General features: G+C 67.3%; 9 protein-coding genes and 1 tRNA gene. 7 read left to right on the plus strand and 3 right to left on the minus strand.

What is annotated here, in order from left to right:
• Positions 1-196 precede the first annotated feature (196 nt).
• Positions 197-655, plus strand: coding sequence for a hypothetical protein (locus ACQEXA_RS28480; RefSeq protein ID WP_432930188.1), 459 nt, complete (start codon positions 197-199; stop codon positions 653-655).
• 67 nt (positions 656-722) lie between these two features.
• On the opposite strand, the gene ACQEXA_RS28485 is transcribed toward ACQEXA_RS28480, so the two are convergent.
• Together ACQEXA_RS28485 and ACQEXA_RS28490 are read right to left on the minus strand one after the other, a co-directional pair.
• Entirely contained in the window at positions 723-2,090 is a 1,368-nt protein-coding gene (locus ACQEXA_RS28485) for a NucA/NucB deoxyribonuclease domain-containing protein (protein ID WP_433131469.1), read from the minus strand.
• 1,143 nt (positions 2,091-3,233) lie between these two features.
• Positions 3,234-3,320, minus strand: a tRNA-Leu gene (locus ACQEXA_RS28490).
• Positions 3,321-3,998: 678 nt separating this feature from the next.
• On the opposite strand from ACQEXA_RS28490, the gene ACQEXA_RS28495 reads away from it, so the two are divergent.
• The 6 genes from ACQEXA_RS28495 to pknB all read left to right on the plus strand — a co-directional run bounded on the left by ACQEXA_RS28495 (position 3,999) and on the right by pknB (position 12,125).
• Positions 3,999-4,847: an FhaA domain-containing protein gene (locus tag ACQEXA_RS28495; protein WP_432930182.1), complete on the plus strand. Its 849-nt coding sequence runs from the start codon at positions 3,999-4,001 to the stop codon at positions 4,845-4,847.
• Positions 4,848-4,857: 10 nt separating this feature from the next.
• Positions 4,858-5,370, plus strand: coding sequence for an FHA domain-containing protein FhaB/FipA (locus ACQEXA_RS28500; RefSeq protein WP_432930180.1), 513 nt, complete (start codon positions 4,858-4,860; stop codon positions 5,368-5,370).
• A 121-nt stretch (positions 5,371-5,491) separates the two neighbouring features.
• On the plus strand, positions 5,492-7,009 hold the full coding sequence (locus ACQEXA_RS28505) for a Stp1/IreP family PP2C-type Ser/Thr phosphatase (RefSeq protein ID WP_433131471.1): 1,518 nt from the start codon (positions 5,492-5,494) through the stop codon (positions 7,007-7,009).
• A gap of 27 nt (positions 7,010-7,036) precedes the next feature.
• Positions 7,037-8,482 (plus strand): FtsW/RodA/SpoVE family cell cycle protein, encoded by a 1,446-nt coding sequence (locus ACQEXA_RS28510; protein WP_432930176.1) that lies wholly within the window; start codon positions 7,037-7,039, stop codon positions 8,480-8,482.
• Positions 8,479-9,966 (plus strand): peptidoglycan D,D-transpeptidase FtsI family protein, encoded by a 1,488-nt coding sequence (locus ACQEXA_RS28515; protein WP_432930174.1) that lies wholly within the window; start codon positions 8,479-8,481, stop codon positions 9,964-9,966. Before ACQEXA_RS28510 ends, ACQEXA_RS28515 begins: the two co-directional genes overlap by 4 nt.
• Positions 9,967-10,136: 170 nt before the next feature.
• The gene (gene pknB / locus ACQEXA_RS28520) at positions 10,137-12,125 is read left to right on the plus strand and encodes a Stk1 family PASTA domain-containing Ser/Thr kinase (protein ID WP_432930172.1); all 1,989 of its coding nucleotides are present in this window, start codon (positions 10,137-10,139) and stop codon (positions 12,123-12,125) included.
• 80 nt (positions 12,126-12,205) lie between these two features.
• On the opposite strand, the gene ACQEXA_RS28525 is transcribed toward pknB, so the two are convergent.
• The gene (locus ACQEXA_RS28525) at positions 12,206-12,928 is read right to left on the minus strand and encodes a class E sortase (RefSeq protein WP_433134640.1); all 723 of its coding nucleotides are present in this window, start codon (positions 12,926-12,928) and stop codon (positions 12,206-12,208) included.
• Between the last annotated feature and the right edge of the window lie 30 nt (positions 12,929-12,958).

Below are 12,958 nucleotides of genomic sequence, written 5' to 3' on the forward strand. Positions count from 1 at the left end.
CCCGCCAGGTGAAGCGCCTCAAGGAGGTGTTGATCGGGGTACGGAAGTTGATCGAGCGGCCAGCCCTACGCGTCGCAGCGGAACACCATGGACGGCACAATGCCGGGCCGGCGCGAGATCAGCTTCTCCCGTACGGCCAGCCGCGTGATCGGCCATGCTGGGTGCGACGTCCTGGCGCAGCGTATGAGGAGGCCATGTGGCTGAGCTGGTTAGCCGGCAGGAGTATCCGGTGGAAGTCGATCACGGGGGCTTTGCGCTGCAGGATTGGGACGACCGACAAGTTCCGGTCCAGTTTCCCGACGGTTTCCAGCGCGGAGTCTTTCTTGCCGCGCATCCGGGACGCCTGGACTTCACGAGTGCGGGTCACACCCACACCGCTGCTCTGGCCGTCGAGGTGTGGGATGCCGATCCTCCCGTTCCTTCCGGAACATGGGAGGAGATCGCCACGGCGCGCATCGTCTGCTCGTCAGGAAAGCTTGAGGCGAGGTCGATGACCGCTGGCCCGATGTTGGACGAGATTCAGCTGTCGGATGGTCCGGGGGCCTGGTCCGTGCGTGTGGTGTGTACCGGGCGGGAAGAGCTTGCCGGGTTGGCCGAGGAAGGTGCTGTGGACGGAGTGGAGCGTTACGTCGCCCAGTTCTGGCCTGAGGGGTAAAAGGCCGGCGGGCCCGGATCACTACCGTGTGATCCAGGCCCGCCGAGTGGGTGCCGCCTGCTTCGCTTCAGGCGACGATCCTGACGAGGAACCCGTCGTCCGGGCCGTCAAGGATGCGGTTATTGTCGTAGAACTGCGCGAGCAGGATGCCGGCTGCGCCGTTCTCCGCCTTCTTCACCGGCATCACGCTGAAGTTGTTGCGCTCTCCCAGGTGGTCGTGCTTCCAGCGAGCGGCGCCCTCGTAGGTGCTTTGGAAGGGGTATTCGTCGCACTCCTTGGTGTTGTTCTGTGTGTAGCCTGCGCCGAAGTACTTCTTGCAGTTGTAGACCGAGACGTTGTAGTTGTCCTTGCGTCGGGCGCTGTCCCAATACAGCCGTGTGAGCGGGGCGTCGGCGGTCTGGCCTGGGAAGTCTTTCCGCGTAGTGGGCGGCACCGTGCTGAACGGCTTGGTGAAGGCCTTCTGGATGTGGAGTGCCACGCCCCGCTCCGGCGCCTTGGCTGCGGTGCTGTACTGCAGCGTGGGGAGGATGCTGAAGGCTGCGGCGCCGGTGGTCTTGCTGGGGAGGTAGGCGGCTTTGTCCCAGCGCGGCGGCAGCATGAAGAAGTTGTGCGCTCCGGGGTTGGTCACGACCCACCCGGGCGGGGCTTTGATCTCGACGCTGGGCTGATAGGCGGCGAATTCGGAGTCGGTGCGGGCTCCGGCGCTTCCCTGCCCCGCGGCGGCGCTGACCATGTGCTTGAAGCTTCCTGATTCCAGCAGCTGAGCCCATGTCCTGGTGGCCGGCATCGCCACGCCGCCTTGGGTGTATTTGACGGAGGCGGGCCAGCTCTGTGCGATCTTCCCGTTGGTCGTGATGCCCATGTCTGGGGCATCGTTGGTACCGGCCGCCGTGAAGTCCGTGAAGTAGTAGGTGACCGTGACCGTGCGGCTGTTCTTGGGAATGGTCCCGATCGCCAGCACGTCGAAGCTGCTCGTTCCGACTGGTTCTCCGTTCACAAGCCAGACCTGGTTCATCTGGGTGCCTGAGCAGACGGCGAAGCGTGACTTGACGTAGAACTTCGAGGTCCCTAGTCCGAGGACGCACTCGGCAGGCGTCATGGAGTGAGACGGCTCCGGCAGGCTCACCACCGGGCCAGCAGCCGCGGCTAGGGTGTCTTCTGTCGGAACCGCGGGCGTTGACGAGTCCTCGGCGGACAGCGGGGCATAGGACTTCGCAGGGCCGACGGTCTCGCGCGGCAAGAACGGTTGCGAGGCTTCCGTGCCTGCCAGTCGCTGCAGCTTGCTGAATCCATTGGGCTGCCGGAGCTCGGTCAGGTCAGGCGCCTTGGCATACAGCGGCAGCACGTAGCTGTCCATGCGCGCGGCATCGCCACCGTCCGCGTGCGCTGCTTCAAGCGGTGTGGTCAGCGAAGCCAGCAAGGCGGGGAGCAACACGGCAGCTGTCCGTATTCGCGCCCGCCAGAGCAGACGTCTCTTCATTGATACCCCCTGTTTCAGGCACGCCATGTGGCGTGAGTCCCCCCAGAGGTATCAAGCACAAGAACTTCACAGGCATGGACGATTCACTTGTGACGCGAATGCATCAGGTGACGGCCAGAACGTGATCACCATGGGTGCCGGCGCATGTTGGCAGCGCCGCGCCACTCCGCACGGTCAACCCGAGTGGTGGTGTACGACGCCGTTCAGGAACATGATCTGGTGAGCGGATCAGCCGGAGTTGCACCTGTCGCACACGTCTTGATCCACCCGAGCTGTTGATCAACGCGCCCATCGACCTCGCCCAGGAACGCATCGACCGGGAGACCTGGATCAAACGGATCGCGGCACGCCGCAGCTACCGCATCATGCCCAAGGAGAACCCGGACAGCGACGGCTACCAGCGGATGATGTGCCCCGCCGAAGCAAGCAAGCCCAGTGCCCCATCAAGCCGCACACCCCGGGCCGCGGCATCCACCTCCCCTTGTCGACCCGAAGCCCAGCCCCGCCGGCCCCCTCAGGGTGTGCCGCCAGCGAACGATCACCATCAGCCCGGAAGCCGGCGCCAAGCACTGGCAGGCCCTCGAATACGGCGGCTCGGAATGGCAGAAGGTCTACTTCCGGCTCCGCAACAGCGTCGAGGGCTACAACGGCCACGCCAAGAACCCTCTGGTCGAAGGAATCGAGTCCGCGGGTTCCCACCGCATCCGCGGAACAGACGATCCTGCTCGCCTTCCAGCCGGCCCACGCCAACCGCCGCAAAATCAAGAAGTGGTTGGACACCCTGGCACTGAACATCGAACGACCACGCCGTCGTACCCGTCACCACCGGAAGACTGAAGAACCGAGGTCCTGGACCCCAGCCGGCTACCTGGTCCCGGGGGCGTAGATCGAGCTGACCAGACCGGCCGCCGAAGTGCAAACATCAGGACAAAGAAGCAGGGACCCCGCCGTGAGATGCCTCACATATCGGGGTCTTGACGGCGTCTCGGCTCGAACCGTGCAATGTCTCACATTTTCGACAGAACCCAGCAGAACAACGAAAAACAGGCCTCGTCGTGACTTCTGCCACTGACTGAGACCCGTTTCGTCGGTACCTCGTGGTGCGCGAGGGGGGAGTTGAACCCCCACGCCCTTGCGGGCACTGGAACCTGAATCCAGCGCGTCTGCCTATTCCGCCACCCGCGCATTGGGTGTGTCTTCCGGTCCCTGGCTCCTTGCGGTGCCGCCGCCTTCCGACATCCAGAACATTAGCACGCTGGAGAGGGTGGGTTCACATCCCTTTCCCGCAGGCCCCCTGGCACCGGACACCATGGCCCGCCCGGCCCGGCACGGCCCCGCGTGGACACAAACCCATCGGCGCCCACCGGCTACCACCTCGCACCCTCCGCCCTTCGCTCTGAGCGGCCCGCACCCCGTCCCCGACCGCTCCGCCGTGCGACACCGGACGGCCGCCGTCACCTCCGTGACCGACGGCACTCCCGGAAGCGGCCGACGGTCCCTTTCCCGGGCCGGCCGGCCCATATCCCCCACGGCGTCCCACAACGTCTCAACGCGACTCTGTTCACGTATCAACCTCGTACCGGTCCCGCCCATCTATCCAGGAGGGGACAGGGTCCACAGTCAGGTGCGGGACACTGGACTACAGCCACCTCTACGATCCATGCCAGGACTACTCCGCGCCGTACGTGCAAGGAGTACGTCCGGAACTAGTTCGAAGAGGTCGTCCCACGGGAACTCCCGAGGCGTCGGCATCGTCGACAGGGCCGTTAGGGGGAACCAGCCGATTTTCCGGCGCGTGGATACGATCAGTAAGCAGTACCAGGTAAGCAGGACGCAGGACGGCAACGACGGAGGAGGTGCCCCATGGGAGTCCTGAAGAAGTTCGAGCAACGTCTCGAAGGTCTGGTCAACGGCACCTTTGCCAAGGTGTTCAAGTCCGAGGTCCAGCCCGTGGAGATCGCCGGTGCGCTGCAGCGGGAGTGCGACAACAACGCGACCATCTGGAACCGCGACCGGACTGTCGTCCCCAACGACTTCATCGTGGAGCTGAGCACGCCGGACTACGAGCGCCTCAGCCCCTACTCCGGCCAGCTCGGCGACGAGCTCGCCGGCATGGTGCGGGACTACGCCAAGCAGCAGCGGTACACGTTCATGGGCCCGATCAAGGTCCACCTGGAGAAGGCCGACGACCTCGACACCGGTCTGTACCGGGTGCGCAGCCGTACGCTCGCCTCCTCCACGGACCAGCAGGCGCCCGCGGCCGCCCCGGCCGGACGGCAGGGCCCCGGTGGGTACGGCTACCCGCAGCCCGCGGCTCCCGCGGGAGTGCCCCCGATGCCGTCCGCGCCGCCGCCCGGCGGGCGCGCCGGTGGATACGGCTACCCGCAGCCCGCGGGCCAGCGTCCTGCTGCCGCCCCGGCCTCCGGCGGGCGCACCCGCTACTGGATCGAGATCAACGGCGCCCGCCATCAGATCTCCCGTGCGACGCTCGTGATGGGCCGCAGCACCGACGCCGACGTGCGGATCGACGACCCCGGCGTCTCGCGCCGGCACTGTGAGATCCGGACCGGAACGCCCTCGACGATCCAGGATCTCGGGTCCACCAACGGCATCGTGGTGGACGGGCAGCACACCACCCGCGCTACGCTCCGCGACGGCTCGCGGATCGTCGTGGGCAGCACCACCATCATTTACCGGCAAGCCGAAGGGTGAAGCGGGGGCAATGTCAGAGCTGACCCTCACGGTCATGCGGCTGGGTTTCCTGGCCGTACTGTGGCTATTCGTGATCGTGGCCGTGCAGGTCATCCGCAGCGACCTGTTCGGTACGCGTGTCACACAGCGCGGCTCGCGCCGGGACGGCGGACGGCCCCAGCAGGCCGCCCGCCAGGCGGCGCCCCCGCCGCAGCGCCAGCAGCCCAGCGGCGGCCGGCAGCGCCGTGGTGCCCCCTCCAAACTGGTCGTCTCCGAGGGTTCCCTGACCGGTACGACAGTCGCGCTGCAGGGCCAGACGATCACGCTCGGCCGCGCCCACGACAGCACGATCGTGCTGGACGACGACTACGCTTCCAGTCGGCACGCCAGGATCTACCCCGACCGGGACGGTCAGTGGATCGTCGAGGACCTCGGGTCCACCAACGGCACCTATCTGGACCGGGCCCGGTTGACGACTCCCACACCGATTCCGCTGGGCGCGCCGATCCGCATCGGCAAGACCGTCATCGAGCTGCGGAAGTAGTACGAAAAATGAGCGAGCGGAGCGAGCACGCAGCGGTGGCCCACACCACGGGCCCCGGCGCGCTCCCGACCGGAGGGTGGGCACCGTGCGGATGTACCCGGAGCCGACAGGCGAGGTGCGCATGAGTCTGTCACTGCGCTTCGCCGCCGGATCGCACAAAGGCATGATCCGCGAGGGCAACGAGGACTCCGGCTACGCCGGGCCGCGCCTGCTCGCGATCGCCGACGGGATGGGCGGCCAGGCCGCCGGTGAGGTCGCCTCCTCCGAGGTGATCTCCACCATCGTCGCGCTCGACGACGACATCCCCGGCTCCGACATCCTCACCTCGCTCGGCGCGGCGGTGCAGCGCGCCAACGACCAGCTGCGCGCCATGGTGGAGGAGGACCCGCAGCTCGAGGGCATGGGGACGACGCTCACCGCCCTGCTGTGGACCGGTCAGCGGCTCGGCCTCGTCCACGTGGGCGACTCGCGCGCGTATCTGCTGCGGGACGGCGTCCTGACGCAGATCACCCAGGACCACACCTGGGTGCAGCGGCTCGTCGACGAGGGCCGCATCACGGAGGAAGAGGCCACCACCCACCCGCAGCGCTCCCTCCTGATGCGCGCGCTGGGCAGCGGCGACCATGTCGAGCCCGACCTGTCCGTCCGTGAGGTGCGGGCCGGCGACCGGTACCTGATCTGCTCCGACGGGCTGTCCGGGGTGGTCTCCCACCAGACGATGGAGGAGACCCTCGCCAGCTACCAGGGCCCCCAGGAGACCGTGCAGGAGCTGATCCAGCTCGCGCTGCGCGGCGGCGGCCCCGATAACATCACGGTCATCGTGGCCGACGTCCTCGACCTGGACACCGGGGACACCCTCGCGGCGCAGCTCTCCGACACCCCGATCGTGGTGGGCGCGGTCGCCGAGAACCAGCATCATCTGCACGACAACGGCATCATGCAGACGCCCGCCGGCCGCGCCTCCGGCCTCGGCCGCCAGGTGCCCGGGCAGGGCGGCGGCCAGTTCGGGCCGCCCGGCAGCGGCGACACCACCGGCTACGTCCCGGCGGGCAGCTTCGACGACTACACCGACGAGGACTTCGTCAAGCCGCGCAAGGGCCGCACGTGGCTGAAGAGATCCTTCTACACGGTCCTCGCGCTCGGCATCCTCGGCGGCGGGTCCTACGGCGCCTACCAGTGGACGCAGACGCAGTACTACGTCGGCGCCAACGGCGAGCATGTCGCGCTGTACCGCGGCATCAGCCAGGACCTGGCGTGGGTGTCGCTGTCGAAGGTGGACAAGGACCACCCCGAGATCGAACTCAAGTACCTGCCGCCGTACCAGCAGAAGCAGGTCAAGGCGACCATCGCCGAGGGCGGTCTCCCGGCGGCCCAGTCGAAGGTGTCCGAACTGGCCGTGCAGGCGTCCGCGTGCAAGAAGGAGAACGAGCGCCAGCAGGCCGCCGGTGCGAGCGGCGCCAAGGCCGGCAAGGGCGGGGACACCACGGGAACCACGACAACCTCCCTGACGTCCAAGGCCACGCCGACGCCGAATCCCTCGGACTCGGCGACCAAGACCCCAACCGCACCCACACCCACACCCGGCCCCACCCTCTCGGAGGAAGAGCAGAAGGTCGTCTCACTGTGCGGTAAGCAGTAAGCAAGCCGTGAGGGGCCCTGTCACACCATGAGCAGCAGTACGAACACGTCGACCCACCACACGTCCACGATCGGCTCGATCGGGGCGCCGAGCCGGCGCAACACCGAACTGGCGCTGCTGATCTTCGCCGTCGCCATCCCGGTGTTCGCCTACGCCAACGTAGGCCTGGCCATCAACGGTTCGGTGTCCGCCGGACTGCTCAGCTACGGCATCGGCCTGGGTCTGCTGGCCGGGGTCGGCCACCTCGTCGTCCGCAAGTTCGCGCCGTACGCGGACCCGTTGCTGCTGCCGCTGGCCACGCTGCTCAACGGACTCGGCCTGGTCGTCATCTGGCGGCTCGACCAGTCCAAGCTGTTGCAGTCGATCCACGTGGCCGGGGGCAAGGCGACCAACCAGCTGATCTACACGGCGATGGGCATCGCGCTCTTCGTCGGCGTACTGGTCTTCCTGAAGGACCACCGGGTCCTGCAGCGCTACACCTACATCTCCATGGTCGCCGCGCTGGTCCTGCTGCTGCTCCCGCTGGTCCCGGGCCTCGGTGCCAACGTCTACGGCGCCAAGATCTGGATCCAGGTGGGCAGCTTCACCATCCAGCCCGGTGAGTTCGCCAAGATCGTGCTGGCGGTCTTCTTCGCCGGGTACCTGATGGTGAAGCGGGACGCGCTCGCCCTGGCCAGCCGCCGTTTCATGGGGCTCTACCTGCCGCGCGGCCGTGACCTCGGCCCGATCCTGGTCGTCTGGGCGATCTCGATCCTCATCCTGGTCTTCGAGACCGACCTCGGCACATCGCTGCTGTTCTTCGGAATGTTCATCATCATGCTGTACGTCGCCACCGAGCGGACCAGCTGGATCGTCTTCGGTCTGCTGATGTCCGCGGTGGGCGCCGTCGGCGTCGCGAGCTTCGAACCGCACATCCAGACGCGTGTGCAGGCCTGGCTCAACCCCTTTCACGAGTACCAGCTCAGCCGCGCCGGGACCCAGGACGGCATCCTCCACTCCGAGCAGGCCATGCAGGCCCTGTGGGCGTTCGGCTCCGGCGGCACCCTCGGCAGCGGCCTGGGCCAGGGCCACTCCGACCTGATCCGCTTCGCCGCGAACTCCGACTTCATCCTGGCCACGTTCGGCGAGGAGCTGGGGCTGGCGGGCATCATGGCGATCCTGCTGATCTACGGCCTCATCGTGGAGCGCGGCGTCCGCACCGCCCTCGCGGCCCGCGACCCGTTCGGCAAGCTGCTCGCCGTGGGCCTGTCCGGCGCCTTCGCGCTGCAGGTCTTCGTCGTCGCCGGCGGTGTGATGGGCCTCATCCCGCTGACCGGTATGACCATGCCCTTCCTCGCGTACGGCGGTTCGTCCGTCATCGCCAACTGGGCACTGATCGGCATCCTCATCCGCATCAGCGACACCGCGCGCCGTCCCGCACCGTCCCCCGCACCGAACCCCGACGCCGAGATGACCCAGGTGGTCCGCCCGTGAACAAGCCCCTGCGCCGGATCGCGATCTTCTGCGGGCTGCTCGTCCTCGCGCTACTCATCCGCGACAACTGGCTCCAGTACGTCCAGGCCGACAGCCTGCGCACCAACCCGGACAACCGCCGTGTCCTGATCGCCCGGTACTCCAAGCCCCGCGGCGACATAATCGTCGACGGCAACCCGATCACCGGGTCCAAGAAGACGTCCACCGACAGCCTCAACGACTTCGCGTACAAGCGGACGTACAAGGACGGCCCGATGTGGGCGCCGGTCACCGGCTACGCGTCCCAGGCGTTCGGCGCCACACAGCTGGAGTCCATCGAGGACGGCATCCTCACCGGCGACGACGACCGGCTGTTCTTCCGCAACACGCTCAACATGCTGACGGGCAAGGAGCAGGAGGGCGGCAACGTCGTCACCACGCTGAACGGGGCCGCGCAGAAGGCCGCGTTCGACGGGCTCAAGAACGTCGGCGGCAAGGGCGCCGCGGTGGCGCTCGACCCGCAGACCGGGGCGATCCTGGCGCTGGCCTCCTACCCGTCGTACGACCCGTCGTCGTTCGCGGGCAACTCCACCTCGGTGGACTCCAAGGCCTGGACGGGACTGCAGAAGAAGAACAACCCGAGCGACCCGATGCTGAACCGGGCGCTGCGCGAGACCTACCCGCCGGGCTCCACCTTCAAGGTGGTCACCGCGGCCGCCGCGCTGGAGAACGGGCTGTACTCCGACGCCGACCAGAAGACCAACTCGCCGCTGCCCTTCACCCTGCCGAACACCAGGACCGAGCTGAAGAACGAGGGGAACATCCCCTGCAAGGACGCGACCATGCGGATCGCGCTGCAGTTCTCCTGCAACACGGTCTTCGGCAAGATCGGCGCGGACCTCGGCAAGGACAAGATGCTGGCGGAGGCGAAGAAGTTCGGGTTCGACTCCGAGCAGTTCACGCCGGTACGCGCCAACGCCTCCAACTTCCCGGAGAAGATGGACGCGCCGCAGACCGCGCTCAGCTCGATCGGCCAGTTCGAGACGGCCGCGACACCGCTGCAGATGGCGATGGTCGCCTCGGCGGTCGCCAACGACGGCAAGCTGATGAAGCCGTACATGGTCGACAAGCTGGAGACGTCGGGCGTCGACACCCTGGTGCAGACCCAGCCGCAGGAGCTGAGCCGGCCGCTGTCCGAGAAGAACGCCCAGATCCTTCAGTCGATGATGGAGACGGTCGTCCAGAAGGGCACCGGTACCCGGGCGCAGATCCAGGGCGCCACGGTTGGCGGTAAGACCGGTACCGCCCAGCACGGTCTGAACAACAGCGAGAAGCCGTACGCCTGGTTCATCTCGTACGCCAAGCTCAGTGACGGCAGCTCCCCGGTGGCCGTCGCCGTGGTCGTGGAGGACGACAAGGCCAACCGCGACGACATCTCCGGTGGCGGCCTCGCCGCTCCCATCGCAAAGAACGTCATGGAGGCGGTCATCAACAGCAAGAAGTGACCCCCGTCACGTTCCCTTCACATCGGTGCACGTTGCGATACCGGTCCTGTATCGGGTGGCGGATGTGGCCAGGTCACGCAGAGCTAGCCGGGTACCGTATGCCCGGACAGCACACCGCCGGATCACACGCGGGTGTGGTCGGGATCGACGGAGAGGGCTGGTAGGAAGCTATGGAAGAGCCGCGTCGCCTCGGCGGCCGGTACGAGCTGGGCCAGGTGCTCGGCCGTGGTGGCATGGCCGAGGTCTACCTCGCGCATGACACCAGGCTCGGCCGCACCGTGGCGGTGAAGACGCTGCGGGCGGACCTCGCACGCGATCCGTCGTTCCAGGCCCGGTTCCGCCGGGAGGCCCAGTCGGCCGCCTCGCTCAACCATCCCGCGATCGTCGCGGTGTACGACACGGGCGAGGACTACATCGACGGGGTCTCGATCCCGTACATCGTGATGGAGTACGTCGACGGGTCCACACTGCGTGAGCTTCTTCACAGCGGCCGCAAGCTGCTGCCGGAGCGGGCCATGGAGATGACCATCGGCATCCTCCAGGGCCTCGAGTACGCCCATCGCAACGGCATCGTCCACCGCGACATCAAGCCCGCGAACGTCATGCTGACGCGCAACGGCCAGGTCAAGGTGATGGACTTCGGCATCGCCCGCGCCATGGGCGACTCCGGTATGACGATGACGCAGACGGCCGCGGTGATCGGTACGGCCCAGTACCTCTCGCCGGAGCAGGCGAAGGGCGAGCAGGTCGACTCCCGGTCGGACCTGTATTCGACGGGTTGCCTGCTCTACGAGCTGCTGACCGTCCGCCCGCCGTTCGTGGGCGACTCCCCGGTCGCCGTCGCCTACCAGCACGTCCGCGAGGAACCCCAGCCGCCGAGCGTGTTCGACCCGGAGATCACGCCGGCGATGGACGCGATCGTGCTGCGGGCGCTGGTCAAGGACCCGGACTACCGCTACCAGAGCGCCGACGAGATGCGGCAGGACATCGAGGCGTGCCTCGACGGCCAGCCGGTCGCGGCGACGGCCGCGCTGGGCGCGGTCGGCTACGGCGGCTATCCCAACGACCAGCCGACGACGGCCCTGCGCCCCGACCCGGCCGGCGGCGCCACGACCATGCTGCCGCCTATGAACCCGGACGACGGCGGCTTCGGCTACGAGGACCGCCCCGACCGCCGCCGCCAGAAGAAGTCGAACACCTCGACGGTCCTGCTGGTCGTCGCGGGTGTGCTGGTTCTGATCGGCGCGATCCTCATCGGCAAGTGGATGTTCAGCGGCGGGGGCGTGGGCAACGACAAGGTGGCCACGCCCAACTTCGTCGGCCAGACCAAGGCCGATGCGCAGCAACTGGCGAACAACGCCGAGCTGAAGCTGTCCTTCTCGCAGAAACCCTGTGAGGACCAGAAGAAGGGCAACATCTGCACCCAAGACCCCACGCCGAACACCGAGGTCGAGAAGAACTCCAAGATCGACCTGGTGGTCTCCACGGGCGCGCCCAAGGTGGCGGTGCCCAACGTGATCAGCAAGGACGCAGACACGGCCACGCAGCAGCTCGAGAGCAAGGGCTTCCAGGTCAAGACCAAGCAGACGGAGTCCAGTCAGGCCGCCGGCACGGTCCTCAGCCAGAACCCCGACCCGGGTACCGAGCTGGAAAAGGGCTCGACGGTGACCCTCGAGGTCGCCAAGGCGGCGGAGACGACGACCGTGCCCGATGTGACGGGCCAGACCTGTGACCAGGCCAAGCAGCAGATTCAGGCGAACAACCTGACGCCGGGCGACTGCACCGACGTGGACACCGCCGACCCGAACCTGGTCGGCAAGGTCGTCCAGACCTCTCCGGCGAAGAACGACACGGTCAAGAAGGGCACCACGGTCGCGATCCAGATCGGCAGGCAGGCCCAGAACGAGCAGACGACGGTTCCGAACATCCAGGGCCAGAAGCTCAAGGACGTCAAGCAGATGCTGCAGGACGCGGGCCTGCAGGTCGGCCAGATCTCCGGCGCCCAGGACGACAACGCCACGGTCGTCGGCTCGAACCCGCCCCAGGGCCAGCAGGTCCCGAAGGGCACCGCAGTGAACCTCGTCGCCATCGACCAGGGCGGCAACGGGAACAACGGCGGCACGAACTTCTTCGGTGGAATCACCGGCAGGAGGAACTGACCCGCCCGGTACGACGACTGAGCCCCGGCCCCCCTCTCGGGGGGCCGGGGCTCAGTCGTGTGTCCGGGGAAGTACGGCGCTCAGCCCAGCTCCTTCGGCGGGGTCCGCTTGCTGTCGACCTTCTGCACGCGCTCCAGTTCGCCCCACACGATGTAGCGGTACTCCGATGTGTAAACCGGGGTGCACGTCGTCAGGGTGATGTAGTGGCCCGGCTTCTTCACACCGGCCTGCTTGGGGACGGCGCCGAGGACCTTCACGTCGTACTTCGACGTCTGCGGCAGGATCGAGAAGACCTTGTAGACGTACCAGTTGTCCTTCGTCTCGAAGACGATCGGGTCGCCCTTCCTCACCTTGTCGATGTTGTGGAACTTCGCCCCGTGCCCGTCGCGGTGCGCGGCCAGCGCGAAGTTGCCGGTCTTGCCCGTCATCGGCAGCGTCGCCTTGACGGGGTCGATGTAGTAGCCGGCGACGCCGTTGTTCAGGACGTCCGTCGACGTGCCCTTCTCGACCAGCACATCGCCGTTCTTCATCGCCGGCACGTGCAGGAAGCCGATGCCGTCCTTGGTGTCCAGCGCACCCGGCCCGGCGTCCTTCCCGGCCGCCCAGTGGTCGCGCACCTTGTTGCCCTGCTGGTCGGCCCTGCGGTCCGCTATCACGTTCGTCCACCACAGCGAGTACACGACGAACAGGCCGAGGACCAGGCCCGCCGTGATGAGCAGTTCTCCGAAGACGCTGACGGCCGCTGCCACCCTGCCGCGCCCGCCCTGCCGCGGTCCGGACGGGAAGCCGGCGCCTGGCGACATCGCGCCGGTCTGCTCGTCCTGGTCGGTCGT

Source organism: Streptomyces sp. CA-106110, assembly GCF_050936285.1.
Lineage (GTDB): Bacteria > Actinomycetota > Actinomycetes > Streptomycetales > Streptomycetaceae > Streptomyces.